Origin of the sequence: Bradyrhizobium sp. SZCCHNPS1003 (genome assembly GCF_032381555.1) — a bacterium.
Lineage (GTDB): Bacteria > Pseudomonadota > Alphaproteobacteria > Rhizobiales > Xanthobacteraceae > Bradyrhizobium.
Genome location: NZ_JAUHIU010000034.1, coordinates 1 through 23,630, shown reverse-complemented (window position 1 = coordinate 23,630; position 23,630 = coordinate 1). Strand labels below are relative to the sequence as shown.

The 23,630-nt window shown below is 63.6% G+C and carries 20 protein-coding genes; 12 read left to right on the top strand and 8 right to left on the bottom strand.

Features of this window, described 5'->3' with window-relative positions:
• Positions 1 to 13: 13 nt before the first annotated feature.
• Positions 14 to 1,429 carry an LLM class flavin-dependent oxidoreductase gene (locus QX126_RS32710; RefSeq protein WP_315786628.1) on the bottom strand — a complete coding sequence of 472 codons (1,416 nt, stop codon included), beginning with the start codon at positions 1,427 to 1,429 and terminating at the stop codon, positions 14 to 16.
• A gap of 426 nt (positions 1,430 to 1,855) precedes the next feature.
• Between QX126_RS32710 and QX126_RS32705 the strand changes: the two genes are divergently transcribed.
• The 6 genes from QX126_RS32705 to QX126_RS32680 all read left to right on the top strand — a co-directional run bounded on the left by QX126_RS32705 (position 1,856) and on the right by QX126_RS32680 (position 7,520).
• Entirely contained in the window at positions 1,856 to 2,662 is an 807-nt protein-coding gene (locus QX126_RS32705) for a MetQ/NlpA family ABC transporter substrate-binding protein (protein WP_315786625.1), read from the top strand.
• A gap of 111 nt (positions 2,663 to 2,773) precedes the next feature.
• Entirely contained in the window at positions 2,774 to 3,859 is a 1,086-nt protein-coding gene (locus QX126_RS32700) for an ABC transporter substrate-binding protein (RefSeq protein ID WP_315786623.1), read from the top strand.
• Entirely contained in the window at positions 3,856 to 4,701 is an 846-nt protein-coding gene (locus QX126_RS32695) for an ABC transporter ATP-binding protein (protein WP_315777365.1), read from the top strand. Before QX126_RS32700 ends, QX126_RS32695 begins: the two co-directional genes overlap by 4 nt.
• Positions 4,698 to 5,570, top strand: a complete 873-nt coding sequence (locus tag QX126_RS32690; RefSeq protein WP_315777366.1) for an ABC transporter permease — start codon at positions 4,698 to 4,700, stop codon at positions 5,568 to 5,570. The genes QX126_RS32695 and QX126_RS32690 overlap by 4 nt, the downstream gene beginning before the upstream one ends.
• Positions 5,560 to 6,342 carry an ABC transporter permease gene (locus tag QX126_RS32685; RefSeq protein ID WP_315786619.1) on the top strand — a complete coding sequence of 261 codons (783 nt, stop codon included), beginning with the start codon at positions 5,560 to 5,562 and terminating at the stop codon, positions 6,340 to 6,342. Before QX126_RS32690 ends, QX126_RS32685 begins: the two co-directional genes overlap by 11 nt.
• A 227-nt stretch (positions 6,343 to 6,569) precedes the next feature.
• A complete protein-coding gene (locus tag QX126_RS32680) occupies positions 6,570 to 7,520 on the top strand; it encodes a TauD/TfdA family dioxygenase (protein WP_315786616.1) in 951 nt (316 codons plus the stop codon).
• Positions 7,521 to 7,784: 264 nt separating this feature from the next.
• On the opposite strand, the gene QX126_RS32675 is transcribed toward QX126_RS32680, so the two are convergent.
• Positions 7,785 to 8,600: a class I SAM-dependent methyltransferase gene (locus QX126_RS32675; protein ID WP_315777369.1), complete on the bottom strand. Its 816-nt coding sequence runs from the start codon at positions 8,598 to 8,600 to the stop codon at positions 7,785 to 7,787.
• A gap of 384 nt (positions 8,601 to 8,984) precedes the next feature.
• Between QX126_RS32675 and QX126_RS32670 the strand changes: the two genes are divergently transcribed.
• Complete coding sequence (locus tag QX126_RS32670) at positions 8,985 to 9,329, top strand: DUF3088 domain-containing protein (RefSeq protein WP_315786613.1); 345 nt, start codon at positions 8,985 to 8,987, stop codon at positions 9,327 to 9,329.
• Between the two features lie 22 nt (positions 9,330 to 9,351).
• A complete protein-coding gene (locus QX126_RS32665; protein ID WP_315786611.1) occupies positions 9,352 to 10,791 on the top strand; it encodes an NAD(P)/FAD-dependent oxidoreductase in 1,440 nt (479 codons plus the stop codon).
• Positions 10,792 to 10,852: 61 nt separating this feature from the next.
• Here the strand turns inward: QX126_RS32665 and QX126_RS32660 are convergent, their stop codons facing one another.
• The 4 genes from QX126_RS32660 to QX126_RS32645 are packed head-to-tail and all read right to left on the bottom strand — an operon-like array spanning position 10,853 to position 16,081.
• A complete protein-coding gene (locus QX126_RS32660; RefSeq protein WP_315786609.1) occupies positions 10,853 to 12,568 on the bottom strand; it encodes an ABC transporter ATP-binding protein in 1,716 nt (571 codons plus the stop codon).
• Positions 12,547 to 13,389: an ABC transporter permease gene (locus QX126_RS32655; protein WP_315786607.1), complete on the bottom strand. Its 843-nt coding sequence runs from the start codon at positions 13,387 to 13,389 to the stop codon at positions 12,547 to 12,549. The genes QX126_RS32660 and QX126_RS32655 overlap by 22 nt, the downstream gene beginning before the upstream one ends.
• Entirely contained in the window at positions 13,386 to 14,396 is a 1,011-nt protein-coding gene (locus QX126_RS32650; RefSeq protein WP_315786604.1) for an ABC transporter permease, read from the bottom strand. Before QX126_RS32650 ends, QX126_RS32655 begins: the two co-directional genes overlap by 4 nt.
• Positions 14,397 to 14,434: 38 nt before the next feature.
• Positions 14,435 to 16,081, bottom strand: coding sequence for an ABC transporter substrate-binding protein (locus QX126_RS32645; RefSeq protein ID WP_315786602.1), 1,647 nt, complete (start codon positions 16,079 to 16,081; stop codon positions 14,435 to 14,437).
• 388 nt (positions 16,082 to 16,469) lie between these two features.
• On the opposite strand from QX126_RS32645, the gene QX126_RS32640 reads away from it, so the two are divergent.
• From QX126_RS32640 to QX126_RS32630, 3 genes are all read left to right on the top strand, one after another.
• Positions 16,470 to 18,053 (top strand): ABC transporter substrate-binding protein, encoded by a 1,584-nt coding sequence (locus tag QX126_RS32640; RefSeq protein WP_409999143.1) that lies wholly within the window; start codon positions 16,470 to 16,472, stop codon positions 18,051 to 18,053.
• Positions 18,054 to 18,119: 66 nt separating this feature from the next.
• Positions 18,120 to 19,040 (top strand): AEC family transporter, encoded by a 921-nt coding sequence (locus QX126_RS32635; RefSeq protein WP_315777377.1) that lies wholly within the window; start codon positions 18,120 to 18,122, stop codon positions 19,038 to 19,040.
• Between the two features lie 255 nt (positions 19,041 to 19,295).
• A complete protein-coding gene (locus QX126_RS32630; protein WP_315786596.1) occupies positions 19,296 to 19,805 on the top strand; it encodes a hypothetical protein in 510 nt (169 codons plus the stop codon).
• A gap of 260 nt (positions 19,806 to 20,065) precedes the next feature.
• Here the strand turns inward: QX126_RS32630 and QX126_RS32625 are convergent, their stop codons facing one another.
• Positions 20,066 to 21,808, bottom strand: a complete 1,743-nt coding sequence (locus QX126_RS32625; RefSeq protein ID WP_315786593.1) for a hypothetical protein — start codon at positions 21,806 to 21,808, stop codon at positions 20,066 to 20,068.
• 2 nt (positions 21,809 to 21,810) lie between these two features.
• Complete coding sequence (locus QX126_RS32620; RefSeq protein WP_315786590.1) at positions 21,811 to 22,344, bottom strand: hypothetical protein; 534 nt, start codon at positions 22,342 to 22,344, stop codon at positions 21,811 to 21,813.
• A 417-nt stretch (positions 22,345 to 22,761) separates the two neighbouring features.
• Here QX126_RS32620 and QX126_RS32615 point away from each other — a divergent pair, with 417 nt between their 5' ends.
• Entirely contained in the window at positions 22,762 to 23,163 is a 402-nt protein-coding gene (locus tag QX126_RS32615; RefSeq protein WP_315786587.1) for a transposase, read from the top strand.
• The last annotated feature ends 467 nt before the right edge of the window (positions 23,164 to 23,630 follow it).

Sequence of the window (23,630 nt, the reverse complement as noted above, 5' to 3'; positions counted from 1 at the left end):
AGCTGATCCCCGGTCACTCCGCCGCGTCGGTCCTTTCCGGCGTGAGTTGCCGCAGGAGAGCAGGATCGCGATGGCGCGCGCCAGGATGCGTTGCATGCAGGAGAGGCCCGCGGCCGGGAAACAGCTTCTCCCGCAATGTCCCGTCGCGATAGGCGGTCTTGTAGACACCGCGCGACTGCAGCTCCGGTACCACCAGGTCGACGAAGGCTTCGAGGGATTCCGGCGCCACCAGGCGGAGCAGGTTGAAGCCGTCGACGTCGGTCTCGTCGGCCCAGGCGATCAGCTCGTCGGCGACGTCCTGCGGCGAGCCGACGACGAAGGGTGAGCGGGCACCGGCGCGGCTCAAGGCGGCGAGATCGCCGATGCGGACCGGCCGTTCGCTGCGCACGGTAAAATTCTCGACCATCGACTGGATGGCGTTGCTTTCGACATATCGGATCGGGTCGTCCGGATTGTAGGTCGAGAAATCGATGCCCGCCCAGCCTGAGAGCAGCGCAAGCTGTCCGGCCTGGTCGACATGCGCGGCGTAGTCCGCGAGCAGGTCGTTGGCCTCGGCCTGCGTCGGCGCCACGATGACGGTCGCGCCGGCGAACAGGCGGATGTCGTAGGGATCGCGGCCTGCGTCTTTCGCCGCCTCCCGGATCTCGCGCACCGCGCGCGCCAGCACCGGCCGGGTCTGACCGTTCAGGAAAATGGCCTCGGCATGGCGGGCGGCGAAGACGCGGCCGCGCTTCGACGTGCCCGCTTGGTAGAGCAGGGGCGTGCGCTGCGGCGAGGGCTCGGCGAGATGAATGCCGTCGACCTTGAAATGGGCGGCTTGATGCTGGACCCGATGCACCTTGGACGGATCGGTGAACAGGCCTGTGGCGCGATCACGATGAACCGCGCCGGGCTGCCAGCTGCCCTCCCAGAGCTTGTAGACCGCGGCAAGGAAATCCTCGGCCGCATCGTAGCGGTCGTCATGGGCGTGATTTTTCGGCAGGCCCATGCCGCGCGCGCCGCTGTCGAGATAGCCGGTGACGATGTTCCAGCCGATCCGGCCGCTGCTCAGATGATCGAGCGTCGAGAAGCGCCGTGCGAACTGATAGGGGTGCTCATAGGTGAGGTTGGCGGTGATGCCGAAGCCGAGATGCCGGGTGACGAGCGCCATCGCCGAGACCAGCAAGGTCGGCTCGGCATTGGGCAACTGGATCGCTTGCGCCAAGGCGGTGTCAGCGCTGTTGCCGTACACGTCGTAGACGCCGAACACCTCGGCGAGGAAGATGCCGTCCAACAGGCCGCGTTCGGCCGTCCTGGCATAGTCGACCCAGTAGTCGAGCGTGTTGTAGTTGATGGACTGATCGCGCGGGTGTGACCACAGCCCGCCCCAATTGTGGCTCGGGGCCATCATGTTGAAGGCGTTGATCCTGAGCTCGCGCGGTCTGGTCATCGTTCGATTTTCGAGAATCGTGATCGGAACTGAATCGTCCAGCGGATAGCGCTGGCGATCGGATTCGACGATAGCAGCTCGGCCGGAGCACGTTGTTTTCATTTGAGTAGCACGGCGGATCAATCGTTCTGTCGCGACATGTCGGAGCGATATCGTTTCACTGCCGTCTGTGACGATTCTAACGGGTCTTCCGGGCAGTTGCGCTGCCTCGCGCGCAACACGGCGCACCGGTCATCCTCCGGAGCAACTCTGAGCTGGACAACAAACGCATGCTTCGGCGGCGTGAACGGGAAAGAAACGAACCCCACGAGGCACGGCCACAGGACGTGCATCGTTTTTTCTCGCGGGCGCTCGACAGCGGCGGCGCCGCTGCACATCATTCTCAGCTCGATAGTGATGGACTATGAAAACAAGGATTTGATGTTGATGAAGATGCTGTTGCGCGTGATGCTGGTCATGGGCCTGGTGTCGGGCCTCTCCGTCGGTAGTCGCGCCGACAAGCCGTTGAAGATCTCGACCAGCGCCGGTCCGATCGGCCAGCTGGTCGGGTTTGCCGCCAAGCTTGCCAAGGAGAAGGGGCAGGACGTCAAGGTAGTCGAGCTGTCGGACTGGGTCGCGATCAACGAGGTCGTGAATTCGGGCGACGTCGACGCCAATCTGTTTCAGCACGCCACCTATCTCGGACTGCAGAACAAGCAGCGCGGATACAATCTGGTCCAGGTCGACAAGGTCGGCGTGATCGCGCCGGTCGGGCTGTTTTCCAGGAAGATCAAGAAGCTCGATGAGGTGAAGGACGGCGATTCCGTCGCCATTCCCAATGAGCCGCTCAATGGCGCGCGCGGGCTGATCCTGCTGGAGCGCGCCGGTCTGATCAAGCTGACGCCCGGCAAGGGCTTCTCGGTCTCCAAGTTCGACATCATCGAGAACCCAAAGAACCTGAAGATCGTCGAGCTCGATCCGGCGCAGACCTACCGCTCGCTCGATGACGTCACGCTGGGGCTGGTGAACATCACCTATCTGATCCCGGCTGGCGGCGATCCGAAATCGGCGCTGATCATCGACCGGACCATCGACGACGGCCTGGTGCTGCGCTTCACCGCGCGGGCCGACAAGAAGGACAATCCGAAGCTGAAGGCCTTCATCGAGGTCTTCAAGTCGCCCGAGGTCAAGCAGTTCATCGAGGAGAAGCTGCCGGCCTTCATCCCGGCCGGCTTCGACACCAAGGCGTCGTGATCCCAGCGGCTCGGCATCGAGTGGGAACTTGTCGGTTCTCTCCGTGGGAGACGAAGCCATCCCTCTCGATGCCTTGCCGAGGCACGCCAGATCAGCAGAAGGACAGGAGACATGATGTCGACGCGCAGGCAATTCTCGATCGGGCTTTTGGCGGCGCTGAGTCTCGGACTGCTCGGCCAGGCCGCGGCCGCCGCCGAGCCGCTGACGGTGCGGATCGGCTTCGCCTCGGTCGGCGCCGACAACCGGCAGTTCTCCGGCGGCTCGTCCGCTGCGATTGCTCATTCCGAGCGCTATCTCGAGCGGGAGCTGCGTGATCTGCCGGACGTCAAGGTCGAATGGTCGTTCTTCAAGGGCGCGGGTCCCGCGGTCAACGAGGCCTTCGCCAACGATCAGCTCGATTTCGCTCTGCAGGGCGATCTGCCCCAGGTCATCGGCCGCGCCAACGGGCTGAAGACGAAGATCCTGCTGGCCGCCGGCGCGCATGCTCCGATCTACCTCGCTGTCCCCAAGGACTCGCCGATCCGCAAGGTCGCCGATCTCAAGGGCCGAAAGGTGTCGATCTTCCGCGGCACCAACAACCATCTCGCCGCGGTGAAGGTGCTGGCGGGCTACGGCCTGCAGGAGAAGGACGTCCAGGTCATCAACATGGACACGGCGACGACCAACGCCGCCCTGACGTCGCGCGACATCGATGCGGCCTTCGGCAACTTCCCGCTCGCGAGCCTCGCCGAGAAGAACATCGCCGAGATCATCTACACGACCAAGGGCGACAACCCGGCCTATGAGCGGCACTCGAGCTTGATCGGGCAGGAGGCGTTTATTGCGGCCCATCCCGACGTGACGCAGAAGATCGTCTCGGCGATCGTGCGCGCGGCGCGCTGGTCGTCGGACGAGGCCAATCGCGAGGCGTTCTTCGAGATCTCGGCGCGCTCTGGTTTCCCGGCGTCGGGCTATCGGTTCGACTTCAAGGATCAGGAGCTGAAATACCGCAACACGCCGATCATCGACGCCTCGATCATCGAGAGCTATCGTGTTCAGGCGAAGCAGGCCAAGGAGTTCGGCCTGCTCCGCCGCAGCGTCGAGATCGACGGCTGGTTCGACCGCAGCTTCCTCGACAAGGCGCTGAAGGAGCAGGGGCTGGCCGGCTACTGGCAGGAATTCGGGGCCGACGGCAAGCCGGTGGCGGCGGGTCAATGAGCCTCGCGGTTGAGCGGGCAGATCGCGCTGAGACGCCGGCCGCAACCGCCCGCGGCCGGCTGGAGGTGCGCGGCGTCTCGAAGAGCTTCACCGTCAATGGCGCGCCGATCGCGGCCCTCGACGACGTCTCACTGACCGTCACGCCAGGCGAGTTCGTGGCGCTCCTTGGCCCCAGCGGCTGCGGCAAGTCCACCTTGCTGCGCCTGGTCGCCGGGCTCGATCGCGACTACAAGGGCAGCATCGTGCAGGGTGGCGAACCCGTCACCGGCACGAGCCTGGAACGCGGCATCGTGTTCCAGGAACCGCGGCTGTTTCCCTGGGCCACGGTCCGCCAGAACATCGCGCTCGGTCTGAAGAATGCGCCAATCAGCGAGGCTGACAAGCGCGAGGCGGTCGCAGCGCATATCGCGCTGGTCGGCCTCGACGGCTTTGCCGACGCCTATCCGCATCAGCTGTCGGGCGGGATGGCGCAGCGCGCAGCGATCGCGCGCGGTCTGGTCAACCGGCCGCGGCTGCTGCTGCTCGACGAGCCGTTCGGCGCGCTCGACGCGCTGACGCGGGCCCGGCTGCAGACCGAGCTGCAGCGCATCTGGGCGCATGAGAAGATCACCATGATCCTCGTGACCCACGACGTCGACGAAGCCGTGTTTCTCGGCGACCGCGTCGTCGTCCTCGCCCCGCGCCCCGGCCGCATCTCGCGCATCTTCGATGTCGCGGCGGCCCGGCCACGCGCGCGCAGCGACGACGACCTGGTCCGGCTCCGCAACGAGGTGCTGCGCACGCTCGAGCATGACGGCGCAACTGATCCCAGGGCGAGCCAAGGCAGCCGGAGCGATGCATGAGCGATGCGGTTCTCGAGACTGATCTGAGCCCAAGTTTGAGCTCAAGGCGCGCGCTCGGCGCGCGTGTGTGGCGCGAATGGCCGGCCCATGCGCTGGTCTCGGTTCTGGTCGTGCGCGCAAAGGCCGCGGCGTGGCTGCTGATTTTCCCGGCCGTCGCGCTCCCGGTCTGGATCATCGGCAGCGAGCGCGGCTGGCTGGCCGAGCAGATCCTGCCGCGGCCGGCCGACGTGCTGCATGCCTTCAACGAGATGCTCGCGAGCGGCGAGCTGGCGCAGCATGCCGGCATCAGCCTGCTGCGTGTGCTCCTGAGCTTTGCGGTCGGTGCCGGGGCGGGGCTGGTGCTCGGCGCGGCGATGGGACTGTCGCGGCGGGTCGACGATCACGTCCGCCCGCTGTTCACCGCGATCGCGCAGGTGCCTGCACTCGCATGGATCCCGCTGGCGATGCTGCTGCTCGGCATCGGCGAGACGTTGAAGATCGTGGTCATCGCCAAGGCGGCGTTCGTGCCGGTCGCGATGAACACCAGCGCCGGGATCGCCAATGCGCCGCGCGCGCTGGTCGAGGTCGGCGAGACCTTCGGGTTCTCGCCGCTGCAGATGCTGCGCCATGTCGTGCTGCCCGGCGCGGTGCCGCCGATCTTCACCGGCCTGCGCTACGGGCTGACGCATGCCTGGATCGCGCTGGTCAGCGTCGAACTGCTCGCCTCGTCGGAAGGGCTCGGCTATCTCCTGGTCTGGGGCCGGCAGATGTTCTGGCTCGACACGGTGCTGGTGGCGATGATCGTGATCGGCGTGATCGGCTTCGCTAGCGACAAGCTGCTGGCGAGCGTCGAGGCGCGGCTGCAGCGGTGGCGCACCGATGGCGTCTGAGAACATCGCGGCGTCATCGGCCACGACCGTCTTGCGGCGCGGGCTCGTGCTGCCGCTGCTGCTGCTCGTCGCCTGGGAGGTCGGCAGCCATTCCGGCTTCGTCAATCCGCAATTCCTGCCGCCGCTTGAAAAGGTGGCTCGGGTCGCATGGCAGGAGGTCGCGAGCGGCGAGCTGCCGTACGCGCTGGCGGCGAGCCTGAAGCGAGATCTGCTCGGCTTTGCGCTCGGCGCCGACATCGGCATTCTCGTCGGCCTGTTGCTCGGCCTCTCCAGCATCGCCGACCGCATCTTCACGACCTGGTTCAACGGCCTCAAGCAGATCGCGCTGTTGGCCTGGATTCCGCTGATCTCGCTCTGGTTCGGCTTCGACGAGGCCGCCAAGATCGTATTCATCGCGCTGGCCGCCTCCATTCCCGTCATCCTCAACACCGTCGAGGGTGTCCGCTCCACCGCGGTCAAGCTCAGGGAGGTCGGCGAGGTCTTCCGGTTCAGCCGGCTACAGCTGGTGTGGTCGCTGTATCTGCCGGCGGCGACGCCATCGGTGCTGACGGGACTGCATCTCGGCCTGATCTATGCGTGGCTGGCGACCATCGGCGCCGAGTATTTCATGGCCGCCGGGCCCGGCATCGGCGGCCTGATCATTTCAGGGCGCGAGCGCTTCGAAATGGCGCTGGTGATGCTCGGTATCGTCGTCGTCGGCCTGGTCGGCTTCATCGTGGATCGCAGTGCCAGCGCGATCGAGCATTGGCTGGTGCGGTGGCGGAATGTCTGAGCAAGGGTGGAAGATCCAGCTCAGGATCGCGACAACCTGAGTGAAGGCGTGTGTTGTTCTAACTCAGGCACCGCGCGGCAATTGTCTCTTTCTTTGCAACTGACAAGTTTGAAAGCCAATTCTGCGGGCTTGCGTATAGCTTTCGTCTGACGTCGCTGACCGGCCTCCGCAATTGGCGGCGCAACAACCAGCGACGTAACACACCAGAAACGCATCGGGAGCCTGCCATGGCCAGCGTCCACTCAGTTCCGCAATCAAGTCCGACCGCAGGGCGGTCGATCCAGGCATCCGACGTTTCCAGGCTGTCGGCCCGGATCGGCGCCGAGATCCGCAATGTGAAATTGTCGGGCGATCTGCCTGATGCGCTCGTCAAGGAGATCAACGATCTCCTGCTGCAGCATCGCGTCGTCTTTTTCCGCGGCCAGGACCATCTCGACGATGCCGAGCAGGAGCGCTTTGCCAAGCGGCTCGGCGATCTCGTCCCGCATCCGACCGTCGGCGCCATCAAGGGCACGGCGTCGATCCTGGAGCTGGATTCGGGCCGCGGCGGCGGCCGCGCCGATTCCTGGCACACCGATGTGACCTTCGTCGATGCCTATCCCAAGGCGGCCGTGCTGCGCGGGGTCGTGATCCCCGAATTCGGCGGCGACACGATCTGGTCGAACACGGCTGCCGCCTATCAGGACCTCCCCGCGCCGCTGCAGCGTCTGGCCGATGAGCTGTGGGCCGTGCACAGCAACGCCTACGACTATGCCGCGACCCGGAGCCGGGCGACCGAGGCCGACCGCAAGCATTTCGAGGAGGTGTTCACCGGCACGGTCTATGAGACCGAGCACCCGGTGGTGCGCGTGCATCCGGAGACCGGCGAGCGCACGCTGCTGCTCGGCAATTTCGTCCAGCGCTTTGTCGGCATCCGCAAGGCTGACGGCCAGAAGCTGTTCGACCTGTTCCAGTCCTACATCACGGCACCGGAGAACACCGTGCGCTGGCGCTGGAAGCAGGGCGACATCGCAATCTGGGACAACCGCGCGACCCAGCACATCGCCGTCAACGACTATGGCGATCAGCACCGCATCGTGCGGCGCGCGACCATCGATGGCGACATTCCGGTCGGTGTCGACGGCCGCAAGAGCGTGACCCGGGTCAAGGCGCCGAAGCCGGTCAATCGGGCTGCATAACGTCTGTTATCAGAATGCGAGAGGTGGCCCGTGACGAGCGCGGGCCGCAGTTCCGCTGAGTCAACTGCTATTCTCATCGGCTATTTCTGGAGCGTCAGTTCCACCGTCATTCCGGGGCAAGGCCGCAGGCATTGAACCCGGAATCTCGACCTTGTCTTGCATCAAACCATCTCGAGATTCCGGGTTCATTCGCCAACGGTCAGCCGCTGCGCGTCTGCCCATTGCCGAATGCCCCGGAATGACGGTGTTCGTGACGTGGTTCGACTATTCGGGCTTGCGTGCGAAGGCGTAGCGCAGGTAGCGGGCCAGCTTCAGGCCTTCGGGAGTCCGATGCGCCTCCACCAGCTTGGCAAAAGCGGCGCGGATCTGCTTGCCTTCGGCATAGGAGAAGCCGTCCAGGAAATTGCCGAACGCGCTGCTCTCGGACCAGCCGAGCAGCTCATCGGCACTGCCATGTGTCTCGACCAGGGTCCGCAGCTCGCTGCGATAGTCGACGAATCCCGTCCGGTCGAACAGCGCGCGCAGCTCGTCGTCCGTCGCGGCATGAACGCCATGAGCGGTCAGTCGTCCGGCGTCGAGGCCGACCTCTGCCACCGCGCGCCGCAGCAGCCGGCGGGATTCATGCGGAGCCGTCGTATCCTGAATCGTGAGGCCGATGCGGCCGCCCGGCCGCAGCACCCGTTCGGCCTCGGCCAGAACCGTCCGCTTGTCGGCGATCCAGTGCAGCACGCTGTTGAAGTAGATGATGTCGAACTCGCCGGCGGAGAAGCGGGAGAGATCCTCGGCGCGGCCGGTGTCGAAGACCAGGTTGGTCGATTGGCGCAGGCGCGCGATGGCGATGCGGCTCTCCAGCGGATCGACGCCGACGACGTGACCCTTGGGGCCGACCAGATGGGCCGCGAACTCGGCAAGACGGCCGGTTCCGGTGCCGACGTCGAGCACCCGCTCGCCCGCTATCAGCGCCAGCGGTTCGAGCAGCAGCTTGCCATGGTTGAACTGGATGACGCCAAGCTGCTCATAGGCGCGGGCGAGCTCTGGGGTATCCTGTTGAAGACTGATGACGGCGAGGGGATCTGACATGGTGATATCCGTTCGAGCGCTGCAGCTCTCTGAAGTGAGGTGAACAGGCTGAGCAATATAGAAACTCTAGCGGTGCCGTCCTGATGCTGTCGATGAAATGGATTTGCATAGTTGCAGGCGAGGTGAGAAGGAACGCGTCGCTCGCAGCGTTTCCAAACGAGACAGCTTAAACGCCTATTCGGGTCCGAAAGCAGATGATGACCGGTGACGTCAGACGGGCGAGCTTAGTGCCTGAGGGCGGCGCATAGATTGTTTCTCGATCGCCGTTCTCATCAGTCGATCATTGCAACAACACGGAAACAAAGCGCGTTATGTTTCATTGACCACTTTGCGATCGCTTCTAGGATGAGACGAATACGTCGGTCCTTTTGGTGATAGAACGGCATGAGCGGCGATCGGCTTTTCCTCCTCGCACCCGGATTTCGTGACGTCGCGCATCCCGGACGCTTCTTCGTATGTCCGCACTGCAATGCGATCGAGGGATTGCTGGGATCATTCCCTGGCCTCGCGACGCAGATCGAAGTTCATCGGTTGCCGTTCGAGAGGCCGCGCGAAGCGGTCGTGACGCTCATCGGCGAGCAGCATCAGTCCCTGCCTGTCCTGATCTTCGCCGACGACAAGCCGGTCCCCGCCGACGCGCAGATCGCGAATGGCCGGCGCTTCATCGATGATCCCGGCCGCATCCTCCGCTATCTCGCGGAACGCTACGGCTTTCCGCACATCCACTGACAGCCAATTCCGGAGACGACAGATGTCCCAACCCAATCTCGACGCGACCGCACGCGAGACGCTGCGGCTGATCGGGCCGGATCCGCAGAACTGGGTGCCTGATCGCGACGGTGTCGACCACAACGTGGTCGTGGTCGGCGGCGGTCATTCCGGCAGCACGTTTGCGTTCGCGCTGCGCCGTGCTGGAATTGGCAAGGTGACGGTGATCGATGCGGCAAAGGATGCTGCCGGCAGCGGCATCTGGCTTACGACCGCACGTATGAACAAGCTGCGCACGCCGAAGACTCTGCCGGGGCCCGAGCTCGGGCTCCCTGGTCTGAGCTTTCAGGCTTGGTACGAGTCTCGCCATGGCGAGGCGGCCTATTCGGAGATCGACCGCATCGCGCGGGTCGATTGGGCGGCCTATCTCGATTGGTACCGCTCGGTCCTGAACATCGAGGTCCAGTACGGCACGCGGTTGCTGCAGATCGAGCCGGCCGACGGCCATCTCAAGCTGCATCTGGAACGTGACGGTGCGGCGCGGGTCGAAACGACGCGCAAGGTCATCCTGGCGAACGGCTTCCTCGGCGCGGGCGGACCTTACGTGCCCGAGGTGATCGCGCACAAGCGGCCGCCCTCGCTCTATGCCCACACCTCGCAGGCGATCGATTTTGCGGCGTTGCGCGGCAAGTCGGTCGCGGTGGTCGGAAGCGCTGCCTCTGCGTTCGATGCGGCGGCGGTCGCACTCGAGAGCGGCGCGAGCGAGGTGCACCTGTTCGCGCGCCGCCACGAGCTGGCATCGCTGCCGGTGATCCGCATCCGTGGTTATCCCGGCGCCTACGACAATTACGGCGCGCTGCCGGATGCGATCCGCTGGCACCAGGCAATCCGCTTCCGCCAGGCCGGCTCGACGCCGCCGCCGGATGCGATCACGCGGGCGGTCCGGCACCGCAACTTTCATCTGCATCTGTCATCTCCCTGGACCGATGTGCGAGCCGACGGAGCGCAGGGGATCGCCGTGACGCCGCGCGGTGAGTTCAAGTTCGACTTCGTCATCGCCGGCACCGGCTTCACCGTCGACGCGCATCGCAGGTCGGAGCTGGCCGACTTCGCCGATGACATCCTGCTGTGGCGCGATCGCTTCACGCCGCCAGCCGACGAGCAGGACGACAGTCTCGGCGGCTACCCGTATCTCGGGGCCGGCCATGAGTATCTGGAGAAGCAGCCGGGACAGGCGCCATTCCTGAAGAACATTCACGTGTTCAATCCGGCTGCCTTCGTCAGCTACGGCCTGCCGGTCGGCGACGTCCCGAGTTTTCGGCGTGACATTCCAGGCGTGGTGTCGCGGATCAGCCGCGACCTGTTCCTGGACGACCTGCCGGCGCATGAGGCGCGCATCAACGGCACGGTCGATCCCGATTTCGGCGGCGAGCTCTACGCGTCGGCGATCTGGCGCGGGCCGCTCAACGTCGCGGCGGAATAGACGTGAGGGCCGGCGCGCTTCGGTGCGCCGGCGTCTTCAACGGCGATATGCGTGCAGCCGATCAGGCGGCCGTGATCATGGCTCGCGCGCGATGCTGCGGCACGCGCGCGGCACCGGCCGCTCCCGAGGGGATCGAAGCGAGCAGCGCGCGCGTATAGGGCTCGCGGGGCGTGTCGAAGATCTCGCTCACGGTGCCATGCTCGACGATCCGTCCGCGATGCATCACCGAGACGGTGTGGGCGAGCTGGCGCACCAGCGCCAGATCATGCGAGACGAACATATAGGTCAGTCCGAGATTGGCCTGCAGCGACAGCAGCGCCTCGACGATGTCGGCCTGAACGGTGACGTCGAGCGCAGAGGTCGGCTCGTCGAGCACGATCACATCCGGCCTCAGCACGAGTGCGCGGGCGATCGCCACGCGCTGGCGCTGGCCGCCTGACAGCGCGCCTGGCTTGCGCGCGAGCAGATGCTCGCCGAGCCCGACATCGGCCAGGGACTGCCGGACCTGCGCGATCCGCGCCTCTGGTGTGCCGATCTTGAAGCGATCCAGCGGCTCGCGCACGAGCTGCTCGACGGTCCAGGTCGGGTCGAGCGAGGTGAACGGATTCTGGTAGATGAGCTGAAGGTGGCGCCAGGCTGCGCGCAGTTTGTCCGGCGACCGGCCACTGAGCGTGTCGCCGGCAACAGTGATCGTGCCGCTGTCGGGCTGCTCGAGCCCGAGCAGCAGCCGGATCGTCGTCGTCTTGCCCGAGCCGGACTCGCCGACCAGGGCGTGGGTAGTGCCGGCCGGTACGGTGAACGACACGCCGTCGACGGCCGTCAGCGTCTTGCCGTCGACGGTGAAGGTCTTGGTGACGGAGCTGACTTCGATCTTCGCGGTCGCGCCCTGCTTGAGGCTGCGGAAGCCCGGGTCGCGCAACTCTGCGTAACGATCGGGGTTGAGCGCCGGGACATCGGCGTGCAGCTTCCTTGCATAGGCCGACGCCGGCGCGGAGAACACTGATGATGTCCGGCCGGCCTCCTGGATGGTGCCGTCCTTCAGCACGACCAGCGCATCGGCGCGCTCGGCGGCGATCGCGAGGTCATGGGTGATCAGCAGCAGGCTGATGTCGAGCTCGGATTGCAGCCGCGACAGCAGGTCGAGGATGCGCTTCTGGATGGTGACGTCGAGCGCCGAGGTCGGTTCGTCCGCCACCAGCAGCGACGGTCGTGGCAGCACCGCGAGCCCGATCAGCACCCGCTGCAGCATGCCGCCGGACAGCTGATGCGGGTAGGAGTCATAGACGCGCTGGGGATTGTCGAGCCCGACCTGGGCGAACGTCTCCAGGATGCGCTGCCTGCGGACTCTGTTGTCCGGCTCGTCGAGCAGCACAGCTGCCTCCATCGCCTGGGCGCCGATCGTGCGCACCGGGTTCAGCGCATTGCCGGGATCCTGCGGCACGAAGCCGATGGCGCGGCCGCGCAGCGGCCGAAAGCGGCGCTCGGAGAGCGCGAGCACATCCTGGCCGTCGAATGCGACACGGCCGGTCGCATGTCCGCCGCTCGGCAGCAGCCGCAACACCGCGCGGGCGATCGTCGACTTGCCCGAGCCGGACTCGCCGATCAGCGCGAGACTCCGGCCGCGGCCGAGCTCGAAGTTGACGTCGGAGACGACCTGCTGTTTGCCGTAGAACACCGACAGGCCGTCGACGTGGAGCAGGGGAGCTTGCGGCTGCAAGCCCGGCGCATCGATGGTGTCGCGGCTGAATGTGGCGCTCAGTCTGTCCGGCGAAGCCATCGGCTGATCCTGTTCAACGAGAGCACGGTCCCGATCGTGACGAAGGCGGGCGCGTAAACCAGCCATGGCCATTTGAGGTAGTCCTTGCCGATCGAGATCAGGAGACCCCAGTCGGAGGCGGGCGGGGGGTCGCCATAGCCGAGGAAGGCGAGGCTGGCGATCACCAGGATCGACAGGCCGAACTGCAGCACCGCGAGCGGCAGCACCGAGCGCGACGCGTTCGGCAGCACATGCCGCAACAGGATGTGCCAGCGCGAGCCGCCGAGCAGGAACGAGGCCTCGACGAACGCGGCCCGCCGGGTCTTGATCACCTCCGAGCGCATGACGCGGGCGAACACCGCCACCGCCGAGATGCCGGTGGCAATCGCCGCGTTGGTCGTGTCGAAGCCGAGCGCGGTGACGATGATCACGGCGAGCAGGAAATGCGGGATCGCCAGCAGCACGTCGACGAGGCGGGCGAGCGCGATGTCGACCCAGCCGCCAAAGAAGCCGGCGAGCAGGCCAATGAGGCCGCCGGCGACGGCGGCAATGACCACAGCGATCAAGGCGGAGCTCACCGACGAGGCCGTGCCGTGAACGACGCGCGCGTAGAGGTCGCGGCCGAGATGGTCGGTGCCGAACCAATGCGCGGCGCTGGGGCCGAGCAGCTTGTCGGCGGACACGCCGTTGATCGGGCTGTAGCTGGTGAACAGGCCGGGGGCGACCGACCAGGCGATCACGAGCGCAATGACCGCGAAGGAGAGCAGGACGGTCGGCGGGACCTTGAGGGCCGCCAGCCGGCTGGTCGTCGGGACGAACGCGGAGGAGGACAGGAGGCTCATGGCGTCACCGCCTGGGAAGCGCCGACGGCGTCGTCGTCAGCCGTGGTCGGGCGCCGGCTGGCGGCGCCGACCAGCTTCACACGCGGGTCGAGGAGGGGATAGACGAGATCGGCGATCAGGTTCACGAGCACGAACACGACGGCGGCGAGCGAGACCACCGCCTGCAGGACGGGAAGATCCTGCGTGCTGACCGAGCGCTGCACGAGGCTGCCGATGCCGGTGCGGCCGAACACCGTCTCGGTGATCAGCGAGCCACCGAGCAGCTCGCCGAGCGTGAGCGCGATGATGGTGACGACCGGCAGCGAGGACGGCTTGAGCAGATGCTTGGCGAACAGGCGAACCGGCCCGAGCCCGCGACTTCGGGCGACGGCGGCGTAGTCCTGCGCCCGCTCGTGGTCGAGATTGGCGATCAGCACCTCCGCGATCTGTGCCGACACGGGAATGCCGAGTGCGATCGCGGCGAAGAACGTCGCCCAGAAGCTGTTGGGCGCGATCACCTTGAACAGCCCGAGCTGAAAACCGAACAGGTGGATCAGCACCAGGCCGATCACGAAATTGGGCACCGACAGAAACAGTGACGGAAAGCCTCGTAGCAGGCCCTGGCCGGACCGCTTGGGCACGAACTGCGTGCCGTAGGCAACGGTCGTCGCGAGCAGCAGCGCGACGGCGAAGCCGGATGACGCTAGGATCAGCGTCGAGGGCAGAACTTCGCCAATCAGCGTCGTCACCGGCCGGTTGGAGCGCATCGACAGTCCGAGGTCGCCGGTCAGGAAATGGGTCAGCGACGTCCAGAGCTGGACCAGGACCGGCTGGTCCAGGCCCTGGGCTGCGATGATCTGCCGGATCTCGTCCTCGGTGAACCCGTTCTGCGGATCGCGGAGCACGTTGGTGATGGGATCGCCCGGCAGGATGCTGACGACGACGAAGGTGAGAACGTAGGCCAGCAGAATGACGATGATGGCCTGGGCGAGGCGCCTTGCGGCAAGGCCGAGATAGGCATTGCTCATGCGGGTGGCCTCCTCACGTGACCTGTCCGCAACGCCGGCTACTCACCTTTCGTCGCCGTGTAGTAGCTGGCATAGGCGATGCCGTTATAGACTTCGCCCTTGAGCCGCGGTGATTGCACGTAGATGCGCTGGACGATCTGCGTGCGCGGGATGAAATAGCCCTGCTCGAGGACGTATCTCTGCAGCTCGTTGAGCAGCGGGCCACGGACTTCGGTGGTGCCGGCGCCGGCGATCTTGTCACGCAGCTCGTTGAGCTTGGTGTCGCTCTCGCCGAGCGCGAACCAGTTTTCGCCATTGTTGGCATCGGTGAGGATGCTGGCAACCGTGCCGGCGTCGATGAAGCTGCGTGTCACCTCATAGGCGGGCACGGCCGGGCCACCGAATCTGACCTTCTCGCCGAAGGTTACGACGTCGTAGGCGCGGATGAAGACCTTCCAGCCGATCTTGCCGAGCTGCTGGGCGATTAGCTCATCGACCGGTTTCGCCGTCGCGAGATAGGGATTGGAGTAGAGCGTCAAGGTCAGCGGCTTGCTGTCCTTGGTGCGGACGCCGTTGGCGCCCTTGATCCAGCCGGCCTCGTCGAGCAGCTTGCCGGCCTTGTCGGGATCGTAGGCCAGCAGCGCGCTCTGGTCGGTGGCGCCGGGCACGTTGCTCTGGATGAACGAGGTCGCGAGCTTCCACTCCGGCGTATAGACGGTGTCGATGATCTCCTGGCGATTGATCGCGGCCTGCAGCGCCTGGCGCACCTTCACGTCGTTGTAGGGTTCCAGCTTGGTATTGATCGCCCAGCCATTGACGAAGCCGAGATAGCGCGGCGTCGCGACGGTGAAGCCGGCCTCCTTGAGCGATTTCAGCTCCTGCGGGGACGCGTTGTAGGCGACGTCGGCCTGGCCGGACTGCACCGCGGCGACGCGCAGCGACTGTTCCGCCACGAGCTTGTAGGTGATCGAATCGAGGAGGGCAGGTCCAGTGTGGCCGACCGCCGCCGGCCCCCAATTGTAGTCCTTGCGCTTGACCAGCTTGACGAAGTCGCCTTCCTTCCAGGATTCGACCACGTAGGGGCCGCTGCCCGAGGTCTTGCCGAGATCGGCCTGCTGGCTGGCGGGCTGAGCGAGCGTCTTCGGCGAGATCAGGATCGAGCCGTGATAGCCCAGCGTCGGGATGAAGCCGAGCGTCGGCGCCTTGAATGAGACCTTCACGGTCGCAGCGTCGATCGCCTCGGCTCTCTTGTAGGTCTTCGGAAACAGGCCGATCGGGTTGATGCCCTCGCTCTTGCGCCCGGCGTACCAGATATCGAGATTGGCGACCACGGCGGCGGCGTCGAGCGGCGTGCCGTCGGAGAAGGTCACGCCCTTCTTCAAATGCAGGATGAACGAGGTCGCGTCCTCGTTCTGCTCCCAGCTCTCGGCGATCCAGGGGCTGACCTTGCCGTCGGCGTCGACATAGACGAGCTTGTCGGTGACGTGGCCCCAGATATGGCCCTGGAAGCTCGAGATCGCGCTGTTGTTGGGGATCCAGGTGCTGCCCAGCGAGTCGATCAGGAACACGATGTCGCCGCCATTCTTCGGCGCGGCGTGGGCCACGGGCAACGCCGTCATCGCGGCCAGTGCCATCGTGGCCGCCGCAAAGCCGCGCACCAGCACGCGTCGCCGGGACAGTGAGAGCGAAGGAAAGCGCGGGATCATTGTGTGGACCGTATCGTTGAAGTGAATTGCTGAGCTGTCTAGCAAACGGAAAAAACGCAGATCTGGCTATTCCAAATTTCAAATGAGACGGGCAACAAACGTCTCCGGAGTCCCGGCACGTCAGCGCTGCCATCATTCAGTTCATGACGTCGGTGTTGCATCTTGTCGCGGCGTGGTCGCCAGGAGTTGACGCGCGGTGCAGGTCCTGCGGGAGCGACGAAGGAGGGCGTCATGAGAGGCCCATGCTCCAACTGACAAACAAGTCGCTACGATCATTCCTCGCTCCCGGCATTCATCAGCAAGCATTTGACGCGACTTCTGGTGTAGAGCTGGCCAGTCATGCGACGCCGTCTCGCGTCGAACATGTTTGTCAAAAAGAGGGCTGCCTATGAGCTTTCGTGCGCTCGGTCGACATGCGATGGGTCTTGCGCTAGTGCTTCTGCTAGTATTGCCGGCTGTAGCCAATGCGGAGGCGCCGCGCGGTGGCACGTTGCGCTTCTTGGTCGAGCAGGAGCCGACCACGCTGGTGACGATTGCCCATACGGCCGGTCCATCTACGCGCATTTCGCCCAAGGTGACCGAGGGCCTTTTGACCTACGGTTTTGGCTTCAAGCCGCAGCCGGCGCTGGCAACGGAATGGAGCGTCACGGAGGACGGGCTGCGCTACAGCTTCAAGCTCCGTCCGAACGTGAAATGGCATGACGGCAAGGAGTTCACCTCGGCGGACGTCGCCTATTCGATCAAGCTGCTGAAGGAGAACCACCCGCGCGGGCGCGGCACCTTCGCTTTCGTCCAGGAGGTGCAGACGCCCGATCCGCTGACCGCGATCATCGTGCTGTCCAAGCCGGCGCCCTATCTGCTCAAGGCGCTCGATGCGTCGGAGTCGCCGATCGTGCCGAAGCACGTCTATGAGGGCACCGATCCGCTTGGCAACAAGAACGCCAGCGCGCCGATCGGCACCGGCCCGTTCGTGTTCAAGGAGTGGGTCAAGGGCAGCCACATCATCCTCGACCGCAATCCCAATTATTGGGATGCCGGCAAGCCCTATCTCGATCGCATCATCGTCCGCTTCATCGCCGATCAGGCGGCGCGCTCGGTGGCGTTCGAGACCGGCGAGCTCGATCTCGGCGGCGGGCCGCCGGTACCGCGCTCCGACCTCGCGCGGCTGCAGGCGCTGCCGCATCTCGGCTCGGAGACGCGCGGCTACGAATACAATGCCGGCATGACCCAGCTGTATTTCAACTATGACAATCCGATCTTCAGGGATAAGCGGGTGCGGCTCGCGATCGGGCACGCGATCGACTATGGCCGGCTGCTCGACTTCGTCTATTTCGGCTACGGCAAGGTCGCGCCGTCGGCGGTCAGTCCGGACCTGGCCGACTTCGTCGATCCCTCGATCAAGCCGTATGCTCTTGATCTGGCGAAGGCGAACAAGCTGCTCGACGAGGCCGGTTATCCCAAGAAGGCCGACGGGACCCGCTTTCCAATCCGGCTCTATGCCAACCCGTTCAATCTGCAGGCGGCCGGAGACTTCGTCAAACAGGCGCTGACCAAGCTCGGCATCGCCGTCGATTTCCAGTTCTTCGACTTCTCGACCTACATCAATAAGGCCTATACCGGGCGTGAGTTCGACATCACGCTCGAATCGCTGTCCAATACCTTCGATCCGACTCCGGGCATCCAGCGCGCCTTCTGGTCGAAGAACTTCAAGATCGGCTTGCCGTTCTCGAACGCCTCGCACTACAGCAACCCGGCCGTCGACCAGCTGCTCGAGGATGCGGCCGTCGAGCCCGATCCCGAAAAGCGCCGGGCGCTGTGGTTCAAGTTCCAGAACCTGATCTATGACGATGTCGCGGCGATCCATCTGGTCGCACCCGATGGGGTGACGCTCTTCAACAAGAAGGTCAGGAATCACACGCTCGGTGTGACCGGGATCAACGCCAGCTTCGCGGACGTCTATTTCGAGAAATAGGTCTTTGAGGCACAATTCTGCGTTGGCAAATTTCGATGAAAGCTGGGAGTTGCAGGTGATCTGTTCGTGATCGAGATCGTGACGGCGCTTGCTCCGATCTTCGCGATCATCGTGCTGGGAGCTGTGCTTCGGCACAGCCAGCTGGTTGCTGAGCCGTTCTGGATACCTTGCGAGCGGCTCAACTACTTCTGTCTGTTTCCTTCCTTGATGTACATGCAGGTCGCGACAGCCGAGCTGGCCGGGATTTCGTTGCATTCGACCGCCGTCGTCCTGCTGGGTGCGGTCGCACTCGGTGGATTGTTCCTCACCGCTTGGAGCGCCGTTCGCCCGCATCCTGGGCCGGTGTTCTCGTCCGTCCTTCAGGGAGCGCTCCGGCCGAATACGTATGTCGGAGTTGCAGCAGCGACGGCGCTCTATGGTCAGGCGGGTCTGTCCGTCACTGCGCTGGCCATCGCGATCACCATTCCGGTGTTGAACGTCGGGTCGATCCTGGTCCTGGCATTGCACGGCAGCCATGGCGCGCGCGCCCGGGCGAACATCGCCCGGACTGTGCTGACAAACCCCGTCATCCTCGCCGTCGTTGCCGGCGCGATCACCAATCTCGGCGGCCTCGGCATCCCCAAGCCCATCGCATCGACATTGGGCGTGCTGGGCGCCGCATCGCTGCCGCTCGGTCTGCTCGCAGTTGGCGCCAGCCTGGATGTCGCTGCAGCGCGGATCGCGGGCGGCCCGGTCCTGCAATCCAGCCTGGTCAAGCTGGCACTGGTCCCGCTTGCCACCTATGGCATCGGGCGCATGGTCGGCCTCAACGGCGTTCCACTCAACACGCTGGTCCTGTTCAACGCGTTGCCATGCACGCCCTCCGCCTACATCATGGCGCGGCTGCTGGGAGGCGACCACCGCGTTGCTGCCGGGATCATCAGCTTTCAAACGGCAGTTGCCGTCCTGACCATGCCTCTGGTCCTCGCACTCACGACCGGGCAATAGACGAGTCGGCACAGACCCGCTGCTCAAGTCGCGAGGGTTCACGGTTAGCAATTTTTCATTGTCGTCCTGGCGATAGCAGGCGATAGGTGACGAAGGGTGCTCGGCCCCAGGTGAAAAAATATTCCTGTGGAGTCATGATGCTAGAAATCTGCCGGTTCTGCCAACGGCGTCCTGACGTGATCCCGGAGTATAATCCAAGGAGATCAAAGCCTTATTCATGTGCGAGATAATCGAGTGGGAGTGAGGTAAGCCGTCATGAGCGGGATATCGCGACGCCATCTGTTGGCCATTCTTGGTGGCGCCGTCATCCCGGCCCCGGCCTTCGCTGGCCACGCGTTCGCTCCGGCCGAGCATTTCTTCTCGGTCGAGTTTCCGACGCCACCGGAGGAAAAGTCGAGTGGACTGCTGGGACTTTCGTCGACGACGTATCTGGCCAAGGACGGAAACAAGGCCTTCGCCGTTTTCCATGCTGCCTGGCCGATCCAAGGCAAGCCCGCCCTGATGATGCAATCCATGCTCGATGGACTGGTGGAGCGCATATCGGGCGAATTCCTGTCGATCGACAAGACCGAGTTCAAGTTGGCGAACGGCGCCACGCTCCCGGCCAAGCGGTTCACCTATGGTAGTGAGAAGGTATGGGGAGGCGGCCTGACGACGGTCTCCGGACCGCATAGCTTCCTTGTGCAGGTCATGAAGCGCAAACCGCTGGAGGGCTGGGATGCGGCAGACCGGAAGTTCATGGCCTCGTTCAAGGTATTGATCTGACGACGTTGCGCGGCCTTTGTTGTTTTGTGCACTATCACCGTAATGCCGGAAGCTCAAAGCTACAGCAAGCTATGACGACAAGCGGTCTGCGCTGACGCGCGCAAATGCTCGCATCGCCGAGTTTGAATAGCCTGACGCTCCAGGCGGCTTGTTGCCGATCGCGCCATAGGGACGTTCTTCATCGGTGGCATCTGGCGTGAATTCAATGTGCTTTGGACGTTGGCCTCCGTTCCGAGCACACGAATCAGGCCTGCTCCGCTTCAAGACGATCGGCCGCCAAACCACGCCAAAATCGCCAATATTGTCAGCAGTAGCGCCGCAGCCCATCTTCCTCCATCCCACCATTTGTACTGCCGGGCTGCTCCGATGAAGAATAGCTCCCAGTAGCCGGACAGCCATGGCCACGCCAGCAACAGCGCCGCCATGCTGCCGAATTTCCAATAATTGCGTTCAAGGGAGTCCAACGATAGGCCTAAGAGCCATTTCACCCTCTCGGCACGTAGTCCATGGTCCGGTAGCGTCGCGAAGAAGCCCATGAGAAAGAGCATCAGGATCGCGATCAGGTACGAGGCTGGAAAGAGAATCTGTCGCAGTAGTCTCCTCATCCAGTCGTCGCGCCTAATCAACCATGCTCTCAGCCAGACCGGCGGATGGCTCAGAGTTCCCAGCATTCGGGATATCCGTCCACCGGCTCCCATCGCCTTGGTGCCGCATTCGACGTGCAGGACCTGCGCGCGGCTCCCGCCGTAGTCTGCGTTCAGCTCCAGGGCCCAGATAGCCACGAGCGGCTTTGTGATCGAAGCCATGATCAGGAAGAGGAGAGATGCGGTTGAGCATAACGCCATCAGTGCAGTCCGCCCAAAGAGCTGCGCTTGGTGCTCGATATGCAAACCGACCGATCTCACGGAAAGCGCCATGGAGGAGATCAGGGTCATCGCCATCACTAGGATGAAGATGACAAGCAGCCACTTGAGATACCCCGAGAAGAAGCTTCCGTACCCCACGACAAGATGGTCCCCTTGGCGGACATGCTCCATTTCATGCAGCAATATGCCCCTCGCGGTCACGGGATCACGTTTCCAAAGCACATACATTCCGCCGAGCACTGCCAGGCGCGGGCGCCGATAGCTCCGTGGATAGACAAATGCATAGCCCGAATGCAGCAGGTTGACCCGCAGTTCGATGCGCGGAGCGCTCATCGCTACAAATGCCTGTAGTTCGTCGATCTCCGGAAACCCTCCGAGATACTCCCGGAGCCCGAATGTCCTTTCCACGTGCCAAGCTCGCCAACGGGGAAACGCTACCGTCAACAAGCAGAAAATCGGGATCAAGGTGATTCCTAGATCTACAAGGAAGGCGGGTTTGCTCAAGATCAGGGAGATGCGTGACCGCCATACGTCATCCATGGATATATGGCCCTGATCTCCCGTGTCCAAGGTCGGGCGCGCCTGCGGGGCGAGCGTTCGCCAATTCGTGCTCATAGTTTGGCGCTGGTCTTCTTTCGGTTCCAGCAGATAATGGATTATCTCGGCTTTGCTTGCCGTCGGCGGCGGTCGTTTGCCCTCGATCTGCACAAGTTCGGAGCGTTCGTCGTCGTCAAGCATCTCCAAGATGAGAGCCATCGCATCTTTCTTGAGTTTAACTTGCTGACGGTAAAGGCCCCGCAGGTCGTCTTCGAGAAAGTTCGCTTGTTCAATGGCGGCAAGGGCCCGGTCTAGTTCCGCTCGGAACCGGATGCATGCGCCATTTTTTAGCCAATTCAGCAAATGCGCATGATGCTGCATCACTTGCTGAGCGTCACTTTTGGCGACGATCGAGCTGGCATCATCGACATTTGCTACAGCGAGCTCCAGCCGGTTCATTTCGTCGATCTTCTGAAAATCGCCAAGATCTTCGCGTGCCGTCTGATAACTCTGCGGAAGTCCGAAGACTAACAACGTCAGGAATAGCAAAAGCCACGGTGGCAGACCCGCGTCGGAGTTCTGTCGTTGTGGCTCGGCCATCCCTATGCGCTTTCACTCTGGAATGTCCTGACCAGTTGTGCTCCCTCGATAGGCTCGTCGAGCAGCACCATCATCACTCGGTAACAGATCAGCTCGCACTGATCTGTCGACAAGCCCTGTTCCCTAAGAGCGCGCTGCACCTCGTCCAGGGTATGGCGCAGACTGCGTCGTGCCTCCGTTTCCGTGACTGCATGTGCTTCTTCACGTGCTTTCCGGGTCTTGATGAGATCGAAGGCGTTTTTCCAGATGCTCAGCAGGTTGGATATTCCGCTGAGCCCGCCTGATTGATACAGCTTGAGCAGCCCCTTTGCGATGTAGCTGAGCGCCATATAAGCAAAAGGCAAAAGCAAGGCTCCGCCATCTGGCAGAAAACCGCCGAGTTCCGCTTTATTCTCAAAGAGCTGCCGTCGGTCTCGACCGCCACGCAGATAGGCCTCCATCATCATTGGCGCGAGAGCTTCGCTCTCGGGTTCGATCTCTGCTGCAATCCGCTTCGCCCATTTGCTGATGGAGTCCGACGAGAATTCTTCGGTCATCGCAGTGAATCCCTTCATAAAAGTGGTTCCCCCAAGTCGTGTGCGAACTGAAGAAAATTGGTCGATCATTTTCAGGATCTAATCGTCACAGGCGCGTCGGCTATGCTGCGGACTAAGTGGCCTTGTGTCGTGCACGTCGGTGTGCGGCTGGCTCGGATCGTCCGGCCGCTAATAAGTGAATTCTTCGGAGATATGTGCGTTGCAGTATGAGGTGAATGATAGAAAAAAGCAATCAAAAGTAGAAAGAATGAAAATGAGGTTGTCCTGTCGACCATGGGCTGGCGGATTTGCGACCGGCATCCACTGAGAGATGGCGGATTGGGTTCGATATTACGGTGACAGTGTTGGACTGCACTGGACTGCACCCCTCAAGTGAGACACAGATAATTTCTGTGACAGGCATTTCGGGGATGAGCTGTGGCAGTACGAGGAAAGACCCGTCAGTTCCCGACGGCTTACAAATTGAAGGCGATCAAGCGGGTCGAGCGAGGCGAAGGCGTTCTGCCCGTCGCTCGTGACCTCGGCATAGCGCGCAAGCTTCTGCACGACTGGATCAAGGCGTGGAAGGCGCACGGGCCAGAGGGATTGAACCGCAAGGGCGGTCCCAAGCCCGGCCCGCGCAAGCTCAAGCCCGTGGCGACGTATGACGACAAGCGTTCGGCGCTCGCCCCGGCGAATGCGCGCATCGCCGAGCTGGAACGGCTGGTCGGCCGACAGCAGATGGACATCGATTTTTTTCGGCAAGCCTTGCGCGCTCTGGAGCGGCCGGTCGTGCAAGGCAAACCCGCATCCGCATCATCGAAGTCATCCAGGCCATGACATCGGAGGCCGCCGACTCCCACGTTCACGTGCAGCACCTCTGCGCGCTGGCGGGTCTGCCGCGCGCGACCTATTACCGCGGGATTACGCGCGGGATTACGGTGACAGTGCATAAAACTCGTGAGCTTCGCTCGCTATCTCGACCGCCCTCGCTGCCCCGTTCAGCGCGGGGCCGGCGACGAAGGCCCGGGCATCCACGTCTTTCTTCGTGATGACCACGACGTGGATGGCTGTGACCGAGCATGGCCATGACGATGGGGGAGGGGCGAGGCCACTCACGGACGCCCGGTCGTCGTGCGATGGATCATCTGCCCGACGAGCAATCCACGCATGCCCTACATGCGCCAACTGCCCGTCGTGCCAGTTTGTCGCGGACTCCTCACTTGCGTTGTCGGGCAAATCACCTCCACATTCTCGCGCATCCCGGCTCGCTGAAGAGGGACGTTTCGCGATCGTCACGAGCGTCG

Excerpts from the sequence above, each read along its gene's own strand:
- QX126_RS32650 (WP_315786604.1), bottom strand. The coding sequence starts at position 14,396 with ATGAGCAATGCCTATCTCGGCCTTGCCGCAAGGCGCCTCGCCCAGGCC.
- QX126_RS32660 (WP_315786609.1), bottom strand. The coding sequence starts at position 12,568 with ATGGCTTCGCCGGACAGACTGAGCGCCACATTCAGCCGCGACACCATC.
- QX126_RS32620 (WP_315786590.1), bottom strand. The coding sequence starts at position 22,344 with ATGACCGAAGAATTCTCGTCGGACTCCATCAGCAAATGGGCGAAGCGG.
- QX126_RS32655 (WP_315786607.1), bottom strand. The coding sequence starts at position 13,389 with ATGAGCCTCCTGTCCTCCTCCGCGTTCGTCCCGACGACCAGCCGGCTG.
- QX126_RS32710 (WP_315786628.1), bottom strand. The coding sequence starts at position 1,429 with ATGACCAGACCGCGCGAGCTCAGGATCAACGCCTTCAACATGATGGCC.
- QX126_RS32675 (WP_315777369.1), bottom strand. The coding sequence starts at position 8,600 with ATGTCAGATCCCCTCGCCGTCATCAGTCTTCAACAGGATACCCCAGAG.
- QX126_RS32630 (WP_315786596.1), top strand. The coding sequence starts at position 19,296 with ATGAGCGGGATATCGCGACGCCATCTGTTGGCCATTCTTGGTGGCGCC.
- QX126_RS32705 (WP_315786625.1), top strand. The coding sequence starts at position 1,856 with ATGAAGATGCTGTTGCGCGTGATGCTGGTCATGGGCCTGGTGTCGGGC.
- QX126_RS32645 (WP_315786602.1), bottom strand. The coding sequence starts at position 16,081 with ATGATCCCGCGCTTTCCTTCGCTCTCACTGTCCCGGCGACGCGTGCTG.
- QX126_RS32625 (WP_315786593.1), bottom strand. The coding sequence starts at position 21,808 with ATGGCCGAGCCACAACGACAGAACTCCGACGCGGGTCTGCCACCGTGG.
- QX126_RS32690 (WP_315777366.1), top strand. The coding sequence starts at position 4,698 with ATGAGCGATGCGGTTCTCGAGACTGATCTGAGCCCAAGTTTGAGCTCA.
- QX126_RS32670 (WP_315786613.1), top strand. The coding sequence starts at position 8,985 with ATGAGCGGCGATCGGCTTTTCCTCCTCGCACCCGGATTTCGTGACGTC.
- QX126_RS32665 (WP_315786611.1), top strand. The coding sequence starts at position 9,352 with ATGTCCCAACCCAATCTCGACGCGACCGCACGCGAGACGCTGCGGCTG.
- QX126_RS32640 (WP_409999143.1), top strand. The coding sequence starts at position 16,470 with ATGAGCTTTCGTGCGCTCGGTCGACATGCGATGGGTCTTGCGCTAGTG.
- QX126_RS32700 (WP_315786623.1), top strand. The coding sequence starts at position 2,774 with ATGATGTCGACGCGCAGGCAATTCTCGATCGGGCTTTTGGCGGCGCTG.
- QX126_RS32685 (WP_315786619.1), top strand. The coding sequence starts at position 5,560 with ATGGCGTCTGAGAACATCGCGGCGTCATCGGCCACGACCGTCTTGCGG.
- QX126_RS32695 (WP_315777365.1), top strand. The coding sequence starts at position 3,856 with ATGAGCCTCGCGGTTGAGCGGGCAGATCGCGCTGAGACGCCGGCCGCA.
- QX126_RS32680 (WP_315786616.1), top strand. The coding sequence starts at position 6,570 with ATGGCCAGCGTCCACTCAGTTCCGCAATCAAGTCCGACCGCAGGGCGG.